General features: G+C 44.4%; 11 protein-coding genes and 1 tRNA gene. 7 read left to right on the top strand and 5 right to left on the bottom strand.

The features are described from left to right. Positions 1-58 precede the first annotated feature (58 nt). A complete protein-coding gene (locus ACTHQF_RS09705) occupies positions 59-1795 on the top strand; it encodes an ABC transporter ATP-binding protein (RefSeq protein ID WP_440429979.1) in 1737 nt (578 codons plus the stop codon). Beyond that, positions 1779-3539 (top strand): ABC transporter ATP-binding protein, encoded by a 1761-nt coding sequence (locus tag ACTHQF_RS09700; protein WP_440429977.1) that lies wholly within the window; start codon positions 1779-1781, stop codon positions 3537-3539. Before ACTHQF_RS09705 ends, ACTHQF_RS09700 begins: the two co-directional genes overlap by 17 nt. Here the strand turns inward: ACTHQF_RS09700 and ACTHQF_RS09695 are convergent. After that, positions 3536-4723 (bottom strand): metallophosphoesterase, encoded by a 1188-nt coding sequence (locus ACTHQF_RS09695; RefSeq protein ID WP_440429976.1) that lies wholly within the window; start codon positions 4721-4723, stop codon positions 3536-3538. The two genes, ACTHQF_RS09700 and ACTHQF_RS09695, sit on opposite strands and share 4 nt — an antisense overlap. A 76-nt stretch (positions 4724-4799) precedes the next feature. Here ACTHQF_RS09695 and ACTHQF_RS09690 point away from each other — a divergent pair, with 76 nt between their 5' ends. Together ACTHQF_RS09690 and ACTHQF_RS09685 are read left to right on the top strand one after the other, a co-directional pair. After that, positions 4800-6074 carry an NAD(P)/FAD-dependent oxidoreductase gene (locus ACTHQF_RS09690; RefSeq protein WP_440429975.1) on the top strand — a complete coding sequence of 425 codons (1275 nt, stop codon included), beginning with the start codon at positions 4800-4802 and terminating at the stop codon, positions 6072-6074. Between the two features lie 102 nt (positions 6075-6176). After that, positions 6177-7862: a sodium:solute symporter family transporter gene (locus ACTHQF_RS09685; protein ID WP_440429974.1), complete on the top strand. Its 1686-nt coding sequence runs from the start codon at positions 6177-6179 to the stop codon at positions 7860-7862. Between the two features lies 1 nt (position 7863). Here ACTHQF_RS09685 and ACTHQF_RS09680 read toward each other — a convergent pair whose 3' ends face one another. Further along, positions 7864-8517 carry a hypothetical protein gene (locus ACTHQF_RS09680; protein WP_440429973.1) on the bottom strand — a complete coding sequence of 218 codons (654 nt, stop codon included), beginning with the start codon at positions 8515-8517 and terminating at the stop codon, positions 7864-7866. Positions 8518-8532: 15 nt separating this feature from the next. Continuing rightward, positions 8533-9348, bottom strand: coding sequence for an alpha/beta fold hydrolase (locus ACTHQF_RS09675; protein WP_440429972.1), 816 nt, complete (start codon positions 9346-9348; stop codon positions 8533-8535). 166 nt (positions 9349-9514) lie between these two features. On the opposite strand from ACTHQF_RS09675, the gene ACTHQF_RS09670 reads away from it, so the two are divergent. Beyond that, positions 9515-9598 (top strand) — tRNA-Leu (locus tag ACTHQF_RS09670). Positions 9599-9636: 38 nt separating this feature from the next. Here ACTHQF_RS09670 and ACTHQF_RS09665 read toward each other — a convergent pair. Together ACTHQF_RS09665 and ACTHQF_RS09660 are read right to left on the bottom strand one after the other, a co-directional pair. Further along, a complete protein-coding gene (locus tag ACTHQF_RS09665) occupies positions 9637-10362 on the bottom strand; it encodes a response regulator transcription factor (protein ID WP_440429971.1) in 726 nt (241 codons plus the stop codon). Next, positions 10340-11782: a sensor histidine kinase gene (locus ACTHQF_RS09660; protein WP_440429970.1), complete on the bottom strand. Its 1443-nt coding sequence runs from the start codon at positions 11780-11782 to the stop codon at positions 10340-10342. Before ACTHQF_RS09660 ends, ACTHQF_RS09665 begins: the two co-directional genes overlap by 23 nt. 158 nt (positions 11783-11940) lie before the next feature. On the opposite strand from ACTHQF_RS09660, the gene ACTHQF_RS09655 reads away from it, so the two are divergent. Beyond that, positions 11941-15063 carry a SusC/RagA family TonB-linked outer membrane protein gene (locus tag ACTHQF_RS09655; RefSeq protein ID WP_440429968.1) on the top strand — a complete coding sequence of 1041 codons (3123 nt, stop codon included), beginning with the start codon at positions 11941-11943 and terminating at the stop codon, positions 15061-15063. Positions 15064-15101: 38 nt separating this feature from the next. Continuing rightward, positions 15102-16910: a RagB/SusD family nutrient uptake outer membrane protein gene (locus ACTHQF_RS09650; protein WP_440429967.1), complete on the top strand. Its 1809-nt coding sequence runs from the start codon at positions 15102-15104 to the stop codon at positions 16908-16910. Positions 16911-16931 lie beyond the last annotated feature (21 nt).

Raw genomic sequence — 16931 nt, 5'->3', positions numbered from 1 at the left:
TTTATTGTTAAATATTCGTGTATTTTTGGTCATCATACCACGAAAGCATACGGACCAAATGGAGAAATCGACAGTGGTTAAAAAGCCAAATATTTTTAGCCTCTTAGGGCCTTATAGAAACCTGATTATATGCCTGGTGCTGTTCGCGTTGATCAGCAACGGGGTGAACCTGCTTTTACCAACGCTGATTTCCCAGGGCATAGATACCTATACCTCAGGAACATTTGATATGGAACGTACACTATTGTTGTTCCTGTTGGCTATTGTCCTGATCTTTGTTTTTACCTATGCACAAAGCATCGTTCAGACGTATGCTTCTGAGCGTGTGGCGCGGGATCTTAGGACGCGGCTTTCGGATCAAATTTCCCGGCAAAGCCATGCATTTGTTTTAAGAACCAATCCTTCTAAGTTGCTGACAAACCTCACGGCTGATGTAGATTCTATTAAGTTGTTTGTTTCACAGGCCATCGTTTCAATGGTTTCCTCTGCCTTTCTGATTATTGGGGCAAGTGCGTTATTGCTGTCGATTAACTGGAAACTAGGGCTTGCCATCGTTACGATCATTCCAGTGATCGGCATTACATTTTACCTGGTTTTGCGTAAGGTCAAGGTGTTATTCAAGCAGAGCAGGGAAGTTATTGACTGGCTGAATAAAGTAATTAATGAGAGTATTCTGGGCTCGGCAATTATCCGGGTCATCAATTCCCAGCAGCTGGAGGCTTATAAATTTGTAGAGGCGAATGCCCGGGCACGCGATATCTCCCTCTCCATTCTGGCACTCTTTGCCTGGCTTATTCCATTGATCATCTTTGTAGCCAATCTTGCTGGCTTAACCATACTTGTTCTGGGCGGCCACTTTGTAATTAACGGTTCAATGAGCCTCGGAGAATTTGCCGCATTCAACAGTTATCTGGCCATCCTTATCTTTCCAATCTTGGTTATTGGCTTTATGAGCAATGTTATCGCTCAGGCAACCGCATCTTATGGTAGGATAGAAGCGGTTTTGAACAGTGTAGAGGAACCTCTGCAGGGTACAATTAGCGGCGATATGCTCGGCACCGTAGAAATGCAGGATATTAGTTTGTATTTCGGGCAAAAGCCAGCACTTGAGCATATCAGCTTTCTGCTTCCAGCGGGGTCTAGAACGGCCATAATAGGACCTACCGCTGCGGGCAAAAGTCAATTACTATATCTCCTGACAGGTTTGATCAAGCCTGGCTCCGGCAGGATATTGTTCGACAACAATGAACTAGCAAACTACAACCAGGAAGAATTTTACCGTCAGGTAGGTTTTGTTTTCCAGGACAGTATCATCTTCAATATGAGCCTTCGGGAAAATATAGCCTTTAGCGACACCGTAACCGATGAGTCATTGAAGCTCGCGATAGAAACTGCAGAGTTGCAGGACTTCATAGATGCCCTGCCGCAAAAGCTCGATACCATCGTTTCTGAAAGAGGTTCAAGCCTCTCCGGCGGGCAAAAGCAGCGTATTATGCTTGCACGGGCTTTGGCGATCAACCCCAGGATATTGCTGCTGGACGATTTTACGGCGAGGGTGGATACCTTGACGGAAAAGAAGATCCTGGATAATATCGCCAGGAACTATCCCGGACTTACCTTGTTGTCTGTGACCCAAAAAGTGGCTTCTGTAGAAAACTATGATAAGGTCATTGTGATGATGCAGGGGGAGATTATTGCACAAGGAACCCACAAGGAGCTATTGAAGAGCAGTCCTGAATACGTCCAGATCCATACTTCACAACAGAGTACAAGTAATTATGAATTACAATCTTAATCAGGACAACAACAAACCGGCGAAAGGCTCTACAGTTGCTGCCCTGAGGAAACTATTACAACTTATCTCCGCAGAGCATAAGACCTTAATTCTTGCGCTGGTCACCATACTCGTTAATTCCGGGTTGTTGCTGGTCGGTCCTTTGATCATCGGTTATACCATCGATCATTATGTGCGTACCAAAGACTTCGAGGGGGTACTCCGTTATTCGGGATTGCTACTGGGGATGTACCTGACAGCGCTTGTTACGGGATACTTCCAGTCTAAGTTAATGGGAGGTGTGGCACAGCGCATGTTATACACCCTTCGAAATGCAATTTTCAACAAGATCCAGGAGCTCCCGGTCGCATTCTTTAACCAGAACAAAGCTGGTGATCTGATCTCCAGGGTGAATAATGATACAGACAAGATCAATCAGTTTTTCTCTCAATCGCTCATGCAGTTTTTAGGGAGCATGGTGACCATGATCGGTGCCGGGGCTTTTCTGCTTTCGATTAATACCCGGCTAGGGGCTGCAGCATTAGGACCTGCAGTGCTAATCTTGGTTTTTACAGGCATTGTGTCGCCCTGGGTTAGAAGAAAAAATGCTAAAAATTTGAAGAGTGTCGGTGGGCTGAGTGCAGAGATTCAGGAAAGCCTGAACAATTTCAAAGTGATCATTGCCTTCAACCGCCGCGATTACTTCAGGAAAAAGTTTGACGAGGCTAATCAGGATAACTACAAGTCTGCGATTGGGGCGGGCCTGGCCAATAACGTGTTTGTACCGGTTTATGGCCTGTTTTCCGGTATGGCACAGCTTGTGGTACTCGCCTATGGCATTTACCTGATCAGCAATGGTGAATTCACGGTAGGACTGTTGGTCAGTTATTTCTCCTATGCGACGAACTTCTACAATCCGCTGCGGCAGTTGGCTGCATTGTGGGCAAACTTCCAAGTGGCCATGGCTGGATGGGATCGTATCTCCGCCATTTTAAACCTGGAAAATGATCTTGCCGTCTTACCCCAGGGAACAGCTGCTGCGGAAAGCAGCCTCATGGAATTTAAACATGTTCACTTTGGTTATGAGTCGGGAAAGGAAATTTTGCACGACATTAACTTTAAGCTGGAAAAGGGCAAGACTTATGCGCTTATCGGCCCCACAGGTGGGGGGAAGACGACTACCGCTTCTTTAATTGCCAGGTTGTACGATCCTACACAAGGCACAGTTTTACTGAATGGCCGTGATATCCGTACCTATTCAGCAGCGGAACGGACCAGCCAGATCGGGTTTATTTTACAAGAACCATTTTTGTTTACGGGCTCTGTCCGGGACAACATTCTTTACGGCAATCCAAAATACAAGGATTTTGATAATGCTGCTTTGGAGGAGGTGATCAAGCAATCTGGACTAGAGACCTTGTTGAACCTTTTCGATGAAGGCTTGGAAACTGCGGTTACTTCTGGCTCAGACAACATCAGCCTGGGGCAAAAGCAGTTGATCGCCTTTATGCGTGCGGTACTAAGACATCCACAGTTACTGATTCTGGATGAAGCTACTGCAAACATCGATACCATCACCGAGCAACTGCTAGGGGCGATATTAAGTAACCTGTCGAAGGAAACAACCGTGGTCATCATTGCGCATCGACTGAATACCATTGAAAATGCGGATGAGATCTTTTTCGTGAACTCTGGTAAACTTGTTCGTGCAGGCACCATGCAACACGCATTAGACTTGTTGCTGGAGGAAAAGCGTAGCAGTTAGGGTTTTTTCCGGAGTTCAATCACCGTAATTTCAGGCCAGATTCCAACACGTCCGGAAAAGCCAAGAAAGCCAAATCCCCGGTTGATGTTCAAGTAGCGTCCATTTTCTTCCTTGATACCTGCCCAATGCGCATAGCGATATTTCACCGGGCTCCACTTGATGCCAAAGGCCTCTAGTCCGAACTGCATACCGTGGGTATGGCCTGCTAAAGTGAGGTGTATCTTCGCTGGTAAAACTTTTATTTCGGATTCCCAATGCGTCGGATCATGCGATAAAAGGATCTTGAAATCATCTGGTTGTGTGCCCTGCAGTGCTTTTTTCAGGTCGCCCCGCTGGCCGAAGCCCAATCCCCAGTTTTCTACGCCGGCAAGGATAATTCGTTGACCGCCTTTCTCAATGACCACATGTTCATCCAGCAGTAAGCGATAGCCCATCTGTTTGTGCAATGACTTCAACTGTTCCAGGTTCGCGCGTTTATTCGCTTCTGTTTCCCACTTTACATAGTCGCCATAGTCATGGTTACCAAGTACTGAAAATTGACCATAGGGTGCTCTGATCGTTGAAAACAAGTCTACCCAGGGTACAATTTCCGAAGCCTTGTTGTTCACCAGATCACCTGTAAATACAAAAAGATCAGCTTGTTGTTTGTTGATCAGGTCAATGCCTCTACTTACGGCCTTACGGTTTCGGAAACTTCCGGCATGCACATCTGAGATCTGTGTAATGGTGAAACCGTCAAATGCTTCCGGGAGATCTTCAAACTCCAGTACATGCCGGATTACCCGATAGGCATATTTCCCACGTACCATACCATATATGAAAGTTAGTATGCTGAGCGCGAGCATGGCTGAAGCGAACACCACCCAGGCGTAATTTCGCGGTTGATGCAGGATCAGCCGGTAAATATCTCCTGGAGCAAGTGAAAGTACAAAGATGAACTCACTCACCAGCAGGATTAAAAAGGCATGTGAAATGATCTTGAAGAAGCCATCCATACCTCGCCTGGGAATCCTCCTGAATGCGATAATTAAGGAAGCGCAGAGCAGCAGTACAAATGTCCAGAAGAGAAGGGGCAGCAGGGGATTTCCGCTGAAGAATTGTAAGCCGGATAATGTGTAGGTGTTTAGGAAGAAGAATATCAGGAGAAAGAGTAAAAAAGGGATAAGAGGATTTTTGCTTTTCATGGAACCGGCTTTGCTTATTGTCTGAAATGTAAACTATCTACCTTTAACAATGTTTAATTATAATCAGAATTAAATTATGCAGAAACATATAGTGGTAGTTGGTGGCGGGTTTGCTGGCATAAATCTGGCAAAAAGTTTAGGCCGGCATCCCAACTTCAAAGTAACGTTAGTAGACAAGAACAATTATAATTTTTTTCCTCCACTTGTTTATCAGGTGGCTACGGCATTTCTGGAGCCCTCCAGTATAAGTTATCCTTTTCGCAAGCTGTTTGCAGGTAAAAAGAACCTGTTTTTTAGGCTTGGAAGGTTAAAGCAGGTGCTGCCTGAGGAAAATAAAATAGTTTTAGACAATGGCGAACTGAGTTATGACTACCTGGTTTTTGCGACCGGAGCGGAAACCAACTTCTTTGGGAATGAAAATATCAAGAAGCACGCAATCCCAATGAAGACGTTGAGTGATGCGATCGCCATGCGGAATGTACTGTTGATGCGTATGGAGCAGGCTTCTATATGCAAGAATCCACAGGAGGCGAACAGATTGCTGACCATGGTTATTGCAGGTGGTGGACCAACCGGGGTGGAGATTTCGGGGATGTTTGCCGAGATGAAGAAAGGGATACTTCGCAAAGATTATCCTGAGCTTATCGGCAGTAACGGACTGGTCTATTTGGTGGATGGCGGGAAATCCGTACTATCGCCAATGAGCGAAAAGTCGCAGACCGACACGATGGAGGTACTTACCAGGTTAGGGGTAAAGCTGATTATGAGCACCCATGTAAATGATTTTGACGGCGATACGGTGACCTTATCGGACGGTATGCAAATTCAGTCGAAAAACCTTATCTGGGCTGCGGGTGTGACGGCAAAGATCTTTGATGGTATACCGGCGAGCTGGTATGGACGTGGAAAAAGATTGCTCGTGGATGAATATAACAAGGTGATTGGTTCGGAAAATATCTATGCGATTGGGGATACTGCGCTGATGCTCTCCGACCCGGAATTTCCGAATGGCCATCCGCAGGTTGCGCAGGCGGCAATACAACAAGGAAAGCTGCTGGCAAAGAACTTTAAGAATATGGCTACCGGGAAGAGTCCGGAAGGGTTCAGGTACAAGGATCAGGGCTCCATGGCGATCATTGGCAGTGCAAAAGCTGTTGTAGATTTGCCGAGGCCGAAGATACATATGAATGGTTTGGTCGCATGGCTGGTCTGGCTGTTTATTCACTTGATGTCTTTGATCACGTACCGCAATCGTGCACGGACCTTCTGGAATTGGACGGTAGCTTATCTTTCCCGTGATCAATCGTTACGCATGATCATTAAACCACCGGATCAGGAAGATATTGTCTGATTTCTTGACGGATATTTTGTTGCCCAAATTGTACATCGAATTTAAAAGTATTTTTGAAAAAACCTGCTATATTCAAATTTTCAAATATATACTCCTAAATTGATGAGCGGATTACATACATACGATTATATCGTATTTCTCATTTACTTTCTGATCGTTTCCAGTTATGGCTTCTGGATCTACTACAAAAAGAAATCAGCGTCTAAAGATTCCAAAGACTATTTTCTAGCGGAAGGTTCACTAACCTGGTGGGCGATAGGGGCTTCCTTGATCGCATCTAACATCTCGGCCGAGCAGATGATCGGGATGAGTGGCTCCGGATTTAAGCTGGGGCTGGCAATTTCTGCGTATGAGTGGATGGCAGCAGCAACGCTGATTATTGTAGCCATTTTCTTTATGCCAGTTTATCTGAAGAACAAGATCTTCACCATGCCGCAGTTTTTAAGTCAGCGGTATAATGAAAAGGTGGCCATGATCATGGCGGTTTTCTGGCTGATGTTGTACATTGTAGTGAACCTGATGTCAATCTTGTACCTGGGTGCACTCGCGGTGAGTGGGATTTCTGGCCTGAACATCACCTTATGTATCTTGGCCTTAGCCGTCTTCGCGATCTTCATTACGCTGGGAGGGATGAAAGTTATTGGCTATACAGATGTGATCCAGGTGTTTTTCCTGATCCTTGGTGGTTTGGTAGCAACTTACCTGGCTTTAAACCTGATCTCCGATAATCAGGGCATTACCAAAGGATTTGCAATGCTGACCGATGGCGCTTCAGAACACTTCCATTTGATCTTTGACAAAGACAACCCGAACTATATGGACCTGCCTGGTTTAAGCGTGCTTATTGGCGGTATGTGGATTGCGAATCTCAGCTATTGGGGCTGTAATCAGTATATCACCCAGCGTGCTTTAGGTGCTTCGTTGCCTGTTGCACGTTCGGGACTTTTGTTTGCGGCATTTCTAAAAATGCTGATGCCGGTTATTGTTGTTATCCCTGGTATCGCAGTTTACTACATTGTTAAAGAAGACCTGGGGGGCATTAGTGGTGAAAACCTGCTAACCGCGTCGGGGGTTCAGGATCCTAATAAAGCGTACCCGGCCCTGTTGGGCTTGCTGCCAGTTGGTCTTAAAGGTTTGTCTTTCGCCGCCCTTACCGCTGCAATTGTGGCTTCCCTGGCAGGCAAGGCAAACAGTATTGCAACTATTTTTACATTGGATATTTATCAAAAGGCCTTCAATAAAGCTGCTTCTGAGCGTAACCTTGTGAATGTCGGCAAAGTTGCTGTGGTGGTTTCGATGCTGCTGGCGGTTGTACTTTCATTGATCGTTGGTGACGCGTTGATGGGAGAGGGGAAACAAGGATTCCAATACATACAAGAGTACACCGGATTCGTGTCTCCGGGTATTTTCGCGATGTTTATTCTAGGTTTCTTCTGGAAGAAGACCACATCCAATGCCGCTTTATTTGCGACCATAGGTGGGTTTATCTTCTCCGTAGTGCTCAAGTTTTTACCGGGATGGATGGACCTATCCCCGTTGTACAGCATCGGTTGGGCAGTAGCGAATGCAAGTGGTGTTTATGAGATCCCTTTTATGGACAGGATGGCCATTGTGTTCGCGTTGTGTATCCTGGGCATGTACCTGATAAGTATTTACGAGCACAAAAAAGGCGTAGTAACGAAGGGTCTGGAGATTGATGCTAAGATGTTTAAAGTCTCTACCTCTTTTGCGGTTGGTTCATTAATTATCTTTGCTTTAATTGTAGCCCTGTATTCTGCCTTTTGGTAGGTTATTCAGGCGTGCGGGTTTGTTTTACCACTTCTTTAATGAGGGTGTCTAACTCCTCCGCACTTAATTCGAGTAACTTGATGAGGTTTTCGCCCTCGTCGGGCATTTTAATGTCTTTAAGAATGGCAAGGAGGCCTAGCATATTTGCTAAGGGCCTCCTTATCATATGCGACTGGTTCATGGCAATTTTAAGGAACTGCTCATTATTGTCATCAATGATTTTTTTAGCAGAGTTCAGGCTTTCTTCGGCCATGCGTTTAGCCAGCAACAACTCTGCTTCGTATTTTTTGCGATCAATGATCTTTAACAGGTAAGCATTGATCAGGATTATCTTTCCTTGTTCATCCTTATACGCTTTGCCATTGAATAGCGCATCAAAATTTTCTTCATTTGAGATAAAAGTCAGGTTGATTTCGTTGCTATAACTTCGGAGGTTCAATAATGGGGTGATTACCATTTGAAAGTACAGCGCGCTTCCCTTGGTCAAGAGTTTGAAGAAGTTTTCAGAAGATAGTTCTGCTTCTGTTTTCTGAAACCAGCTGTAAAATGTACCATTCCCTTTAACAATGTTGCCACTTGGTTCAAAGGAGATGAACCCTATTGGCGCTTCATTAAAGATAAATTCTGGGTTAACAAAGTTGTCAAAATGGGTCATGGTACTGATTTAAGCTTAGGAGCTTTGAAGAAATGATTTTAATGCACGAATCACGCTATCTGGATCACTTAAGTGTGGGCAGTGCCCACTGGACTCCAGGAAGGTAATCTGGTTCCCAGGGGTAATCTTTTGAATATAGCTGGCAATATCATCATTGGTTAAGAAATCTTCCCGGCATTGTATGGTAAGGCTCGGTACTTTCAGGTTTGGAAGATCTTGACGATTATCGGAGAGGAAGGTTACTCTGGCGAACTTTTTAGCGATCTCCGGATTTGTGCTGCAGAAGCTGGTTGCCAGGCCGTCGGCAAGCTCCGGGCGGTCCGGGTTGCCCATGATATGGCCTGCTATGGTACTGGACCAGCCGAGGTAGTTACTGTCCATGATGTCGAGCAGCTCTTCAAGTTCGTCGCGTTCTAAGCCTCCCGGATAGTTTACATCGTTTAAGTATCTTGGTGAAGGACCGATAAATACGAGTTTGCTAAACTTCTCCGGAGCCATATTAACGGCGAGCAAACCAATCATACTACTCACCGAATGGCCAATAAAGACCACATTTTGGAGATTTAAGGCTTCACAGATCTCCAATACGTCTGTAGCGTAGCCTTCAAGGCTGCTGTAACGTTTGTCATCGTAGGCACTAAGGTCTGAATGTCCTGCACCAACGTAGTCGAAGAGCACAATCTTGTATTCCGCTTCGAAAGCAGGGGTGATTAATCTCCAGGTGTTCTGGTCGCATCCAAATCCATGTCCAAACATGAGTACCCGGGAACCTTTTCCGAGTACCTTTACATTGTTTCTAAGACATACTGGAGAATCAAGAGCATCGTTCATGGTTTATATTTAGCAGTGGCAAAATTAGAGAATATTGTGTAAAATAGTTCATCACTGAGAAATTGTCAAGTGATTGCGTATAAATACAGACATTTTTAGGTGCGCAGCGTTTAGCCGTAGAAAGAATTTTGAAAACCCGTACAAAGATTTATATTTGCGGCCATATACCCGGGTGGCGAAATTGGTAGACGCACCATCTTGAGGGGGTGGCGCTTGAAAAGGCGTGGCAGTTCGAATCTGCTTCCGGGTACAACTTCTCCTTTGCCAGATCTACCTTCCTTGGCAGCATTAAGCTTTCACCGAAAAGATAAAGCCTATTCCGTAGACGTTTTCAATCCTCACACCGCGGGAGGAACGAAGCAGCTTTCTTAATCTAGAAATAAAGACATCCAAACTGCGGCCACGGAAATAGTCATTTTCTCCCCAAACCTGCATCAGAATATCTGATCTTTTTATAATCATGTTCTGGTGATTATTCAGGTACTCTAGAAGTTCGGCTTCTCTTTGTGTTAGTTGTATTGAGTTTGCTTCTTTTATGGATAAAGTGAGTAGATCTTTGTTCAAGAGCATATCTCCAATACGAACATGAGCGTTAGACAGCGTTCTTTCCATCTTTTGCCTGGAATGCTGCTGTTGGCGGCGTACGATATTCTGAATACGTAAAACAAGCTCGTCCACGTCGAATGGCTTCGTAATATAGTCCATAGCACCAATTTGTAATCCTTTTAGCCGGTCTGACTTCTCTTTGCGGGCAGTTAAAAAAAGAAAATAGGCATCCTCGTTTATGGGGATGCATTTTTCTGCAAGTTCAAAGCCATCCATGTCGGGTAATTGAATATCAATAATCATTAACTGATAAGCCAGGGGCGCAGTGTTGTATAGCTCTAAGGCCTTTTTCGCCGTTGTACACCATTCTACCTCGAAATTCATGAGTTCAAGGTATCTCCGGGTGACGTTGCCTAGATCGACTTCATCCTCGATGTATAAGAGTTTAGTCTTCTGTTCTGAATTCATCAGGGATAAATATTATAAATTCACTTCCGGTGCCAACCTGGCTATTTACAAGCATTTTCCAGTTATGAATACGAATACATTGTTGCGCATAATAGAGTCCTAACCCGAGCCCGCTTACATGCATCATTTCTTTTTTGTTTGCTCGGTAAAACTTATCGAAGATATTGTTTACTGCCGATTTTTCCATTCCGATGCCATTGTCGGCAATCATGAGCTGGAGACCACCGTGGTTTTTAGTCAGTTGAATATAGATTGTTTTTTCAGCTTTATCGTTGTATTTTATTGCATTGTCAAATATGTTAAACAACATGGTGGTAAACCAGAACTCATTCAAGCATACCACCTGTGCTTCTTCAGTGATATCCAACAGTTTGATATTGGCCTGTTCCTGAGAAACTTTCAACTTATAACTCTGGAGAACCTCCTTAAGTAGTACCACGACATCGGTTTTTTCTTTTTCAATGGTCATACTGTCGATTTTGGTGATGTCAAGTACTTGTCCAAAGAGCATTTCAAGACGCTTAGACTGGCGGGAGATTACTTCAGTAAGTTCTTTAACGCTGGTTTTATTGGCAAGTACCCGCTCATTCTCCAAACTCTTATTTGCCACCATGATGGTAGCGATTGGTGTATGAAATTCATGGGTAATGCTGTTAATGAAATCGGACTTCATTTCCGTTAGCTTTTTCTGTTGGATCCAGTTTTTAAAAGTGACATAATAGATAAAAATTACTGCTGAAAGCGCAAAGAGCGTAAGCAGCAGAATAGGCGAGGCTGCCTTTAAAATTTCAAGCTGCCGATTATTACTATCGACATAAATCGCGAAGCTTAAATCATAGGAGTACTGCAGGGAGGAACCCAGAGAAATGCTAAAACATCTATTCTGAGGTAAAGGGCTTGCCAGGGCTCCATCTAACATATAGCCTAAATCTAATTGCCTTTGATCGTCAAGAAAGGGGTATTCAGCTTTAGGGTCATATAAGGTTGTGACCACTCCCGGGCCAAATCGAAGTTTGATGCCGTTGATTATGAGTAGATATTCAAGATTGTCATGGAGCTGATATTTCTTTTTCACAGCCTTGAAAATGGAATCCATTGGACTATGCGTTTGTAGTTGGAAGAACAAACTCTTCAATACGGAGTCGGTAAATGGATTGCGTAGCGAATGATGTTTCTGATATTGGCGCTCTAAATCGCGCATGTTTTTCTCCAAATGCGTACTTACAATCTTATACCCTCCAGGATATATGTTTTCGTGGCTGGTTAATTCCTTGAATTCTTCAGACAGGAATGTCTTCTCATATGAGCGGTATTGCTGGTCTTCCAGTACATAGGTGTTGTATGTCAGGTAGAATAATACTGCCACAAGTGTAATAAAGCTTAGCAAAGCAACAATCTGGTGCTTTTTCAAATCAGTCATCGCCTAAAATTACTGAAATCCAGCAACTGTTTGATCCTATTAACAATCCGTTAAGTTTTCATTAACAAAATCGATACAGTATCCCCATAATTTTATCAGCTACAGTCAATTAAATACTTAACCAATCAACAAGATGTTTAAAATTCTAACTAAAAGCCATGAAGTGTAGCGCTCCTGTTCCAGACAAGTCAACTACTAAAAAAAGAAATTTCAAGACCGCATTTTTATTCCTGATGCTTTTCATAGCAGCAAATGCCGGTCGGGCTCAGGAAGGTCAAATCAAGATCACCGGTACCGTCAAAGACGAATTAAATCTCCCCCTTCCCGGAGTAAGTGTCAAAAACCTACAAACGAGTGCAACCGCAGTGACGAATAGTGATGGTAAATTCAGCGTGCTTGCCAGCCGAGGCGATTCAATTCGGATAAGTTATGTAGGTTACTTGGATCATTTACTTAAAATTAACAACATAATAGATTTTAATGTTGTACTAAAGGCTGCTGACAACAGCTTGAACGAAGTTGCAATTGTCGGATATGGTCAGCAAAAGAAGGTGAGCTTGGTGGGTGCACAGTCATCCGTTAATGTTGAAAACCTAAAGTCGCCGGTCGCAAACCTTAGCGCCTCTTTAGCTGGGCGGATTGCTGGCGTAGTGGGTGTACAACGTACAGGTTTACCAGGAAGTAATACTGCAGATGTTTGGATTCGCGGTATTTCAACCTTTAATTCTTTAAACGCCGCCGGTCCATTAATCATTGTAGACGGCGTGCAAGGCAGGAACCTTAATGCCTTTGATCCAGAGGATATCGCATCTTTTACTGTGTTAAAAGATGCTTCTGCTACAGCCGTTTACGGTGCGCTGGGTGCAAATGGCGTGATTTTGATTACTACTAAAAAAGGCCGCACAGGAGCGACATCCCTGTCATTCAACTACAATCAAGGCTTTGTTTCTTTTACGAAAACACCGGAACTGGCAAATGCTGAGCAATATATGACGTTGCGTAATGAAGCGTTGATCGCTTCTGGTTCACAGCCGGATTATTCAGCTGAATACATTGCCAACACCCTAAACGGAGTAGATCCGAACCTATATCCTAACGTAGACTGGATGAACACGATTTTCAAAGATCAGTCGGTAAATAGACGCTTCAATTTTAGCGCGCGTGGTGGTTCTGAAAGCACACAATATTATTCCTCGTTGGCATATTACGATGAAACCAGTTTGCTGGAAACGGACAACCTTCAGCGTTACAAGGCCGATGCCCGTTTCAGGAGGTATAACTTCACGTCAAATGTCGACATGAACTGGACCAAAACCACCAAGTTCTCCCTGGGCATACAAGGCTATATTACCAACACCAATATGCCAGGTGTGGGGCCGCAGACCGCATTCAACAGCATCATGCAGACCAATCCGGTATTGTACCCGGTGATGTTACCTGGGAACCTTGTTCCAGGAATTAATTCATCCCGCGACTATCAGCCGAATCCTTATGCCCAAATAACCCAGACCGGTTATACCAATACTTTTCAAAGCCAGCTATATTCCAATGCAGCCATCAATCAGGATCTTGGGTTTGTGCTGAAAGGGCTCTCTGCACGAGCTTTATTCTCATTTGATACCTGGAACGCACATACTATTGGCAGGACCAGAAACAGGACACTTTACGGCATAGATAAGGGCGACCCGTATGATGAGGATGGAAACCTTAGAACTGTTGTGCTTGCAAATGGTTCGGACCAACTCAATTATACTCGCTCGAATAGTGGTGACAGAAAATACTATGTTGAAGGTGCTATTAGCTATGATCGAGCTTTTGGGGAGCATAATGTTAGTGGAATGTTGCTTTATAATCAAACCAGCAATACAACTGCTTTCGCAGGTGATCTTACCTCTTCATTACCGATTAGAACACAGGGAATAGCGGGAAGATCAACTTATTCCTGGAAAGAGAAGTATTTTGGTGAGTTCAATTTTGGCTACAACGGCTCGGAAAATTTTGCGCCTGAGGAGCGATATGGCTTTTTCCCCTCGCTGGGTATTGGCTGGGTAGTATCTAATGAATCGTTCTTTAAACCCCTCACTGGTGTACTGCCCTTTTTCAAACTACGCTATTCAAACGGCTGGGTAGGTTCCGGAAGTGGCGGACGCCGCTTCGGGTATCTTACGATCATCAATGAAAACGGCGATTATGGCTATAACTTCGGTAATGGCCAGAACAATACAAATTACGCCGGTGTGATTGTTCAGGACTATGGCGCGAACGTGGTATGGTCAGAGTCACACAAGCAGGATCTTGGATTGGAGTTTAAAACCTTGAAATCTAAGCTTTCCATTACAGTAGATTACTTTAAAGAGCACCGCAAAGGGGTATTCCTGCAAAGGAGAAGTTTACCAAATTATCTGGGCCTACAAAATTATCCTTACGGAAACTTGGGTGTGATTGAAAACCGTGGCTTCGACGGAACCGTTGATCTTGCACCTTTTCAGATTGGCCAAACCAGCTGGACCTTAAACGGTACATTTTCATACAACAAAGACAAAGTTATTGAGAATGATGATCCAGTACAGCCTTTCCCATACATGGAGAGACGAGGCAAGAACTACCTGGCAACTTTTGGTTATGTAGCGGATGGTTTGTTTCAATCTCAGGAGGAAATTGATAATCACGCGAGCCAGGCGGTACTAGGCACACAGCGTGTAGGAGATATCAGGTATAAGGATTTAAACGGAGACGGTAAAGTAGATGCCAACGACATCACTAAGATTGGCAATGGTGATGTTCCCAACTGGGTGTATGGGCTGGGATTTAATGTTTCCTACAAAGGGTTTTACTTTGGTGCATTCTTTCAGGGCACAGCCGGGGCACAGCGCCTCCTCACAGGTGATGGCATAATTCCATTCAACAACAGCAATGGTGGTGAGCGCAGCAACTTGTTCGCAGCAGCGACAGACCGCTGGACAGAAGCAAATCCGCTGCAGAGCCCGCTGTATCCGCGCTTAGCGTTCGGTAATTCAGCTAACCGGAATAATGCTGCAACCAGCAGTTGGTGGATCAAGGATGTAGATTTCTTAAGGTTGAAAACATTGGACTTCGGGTATAACCTGGCCTCCGGAACTCTGAAGAGTATCGGCGTAAAAACAGCAAGGATCTATGCGCAAGGCGTGAACGTCCTCTATTGGAGTAAGTTTAAGCTTTGGGATCCGGAGTTAAACACCGGCAATGGTGCTTCGTATCCGAACACCAGAACCCTATCACTCGGTGTTCAGGCGAACTTTTAATTATTGTGATTTGAGCTTATCTAAAATTTACATTTAGTATGAAAAAAATATTAGTAATGATTTTGATGGTCATCGGCGTGACTGTCTCCCCATCCTGTAAAAAATACCTGGATCAGGTGCCAGATGATCGGTTGACCATGGACGATATCTTTACTTCAAAGAAGTATGTCGATGAGTATCTTGCCAGCATTTATTCCAATATACCCAACGAGTTGATGCAACGCTACATCAACAGTGACCACTCCGGGCCTTGGATTGCTTCTTCGGATGAAGCGATGTATAACTGGGATTTCAATTATTCTAGGAATATGAATCAGAGTACCTGGGCATCGACTGATGGCCCTGTTTCAGATTTCTGGACAGATTATTATAAATCCATACGGAGTGCAACAGATTTCATCGACAAAATAGATGCTGCTAACCCGGTAGAGGTGAATGATGCTTTGAAGACAAGGTACAAGGCCGAGGCCAAGGCTCTTCGAGCTTTGTATTACTTCTGGTTAATTAGGATGTACGGGCCCGTTCCGCTGATCAATAAAGTGACAAGTCCGGACGCACCTTTGTCTGACTTGCTTGTGGAGCGCAATACCTTTGAGGAATGCGTAAATTTTGTGGTAACGGAACTGGATGCCGCATATGCGGATTTGCCATTGCAACCCATCAATGATGAATATGGACGAATGACAAAAGGCATTGTGAAGGCCTATAAAGAACAGGCATTGCTGCTAGCTGCGAGCCCATTGTTTAATGGCAATACGGACATGGCTTCACTGGTAAACAAAGCTGGTATTCCTTTGATCAGTCAAACTTACGAACCGAATAAATGGAAGCTTGCAGCTGATGCTGCAAAGGCCTTTATAGATGAATTCGTACCCAGTACTTATGATCTATATTCTGTTCAGAATGGTGATCCCTTTATTGCTGCATATCTTTCATGCAGAGATATTTCCTTACTGAACTGGAACAAAGAGTGGATTTTCGGGCGCTCAAATTCTGGCGTGTATAGCTGGCACGATAAGACGCCGCTGCATAAAGGTTACACGACTGAGGTTCAGGGTTTTGGTGCACTTGGGGCGACTCAAAAGATGGTTGATGCATATTTTATGGGCAATGGGCTTGCGATTGACGTGCCCGGCTCGGGTTACCAACAAGCTGGTTTTGTAGAATTTAAAGCTCCGTTTGATATCAAAGCCCGCAGTACCTTTGCACAATGGGCTAACCGGGAGCCACGGTTCTACGTTGGCATTACTTATAACAATAGCTACTGGTTGTACCAAGGCAGTAACAATCGCGAGGTAGTTACAAACATGGAATTTTCAGGAAACTCCGGCAGAAGTCAAAGTTCATCAGACATTTCACCTACGGGTTATACAGTTCGTAAGGACGTAACTAACAATGCAAACTCCCGTGGATCCATGTTGCTTCGGCTTGGGCAAATTTATCTGGACTATGCGGAAGCGCTGAATGAATATGAACCTGGAAATCCGAACATCCTTACTTATCTGAATCTGATCAGAAAACGTGCCGGAGTGCCTGCCTACGGAAATGCATCAGGACAGATCCCGGTATCCACAGACCAGTCTATTATGCGCAGTATCATCCGCAGAGAGCGTCAGGTAGAACTATCCTTTGAAAGTGTGCGTTACTTCGATTGCCATAGGTGGAAAATTGCGATGGAAACTGACAATGAGCCAGTCCGAGGGATGAACATGTATGCTGATGGATCGGCTTTCTATCAGCTCACCACGGTCGCTGACCGAACCTTCAGACAACGTGATTATCTCTGGCCAATTCCAAATGATGAGATCCTAAAAAACAGCCTTCTTGTACAAAATCCTGGTTGGTAGCGAGTGTTTGGTCTTAATCAA

The organism is Pedobacter sp. SAFR-022 (assembly GCF_051965375.1).
GTDB lineage: Bacteria > Bacteroidota > Bacteroidia > Sphingobacteriales > Sphingobacteriaceae > Pedobacter.
Note: the sequence above shows the minus strand (reverse complement) of the source record. Positions and strands in the feature narration are given on the sequence as shown.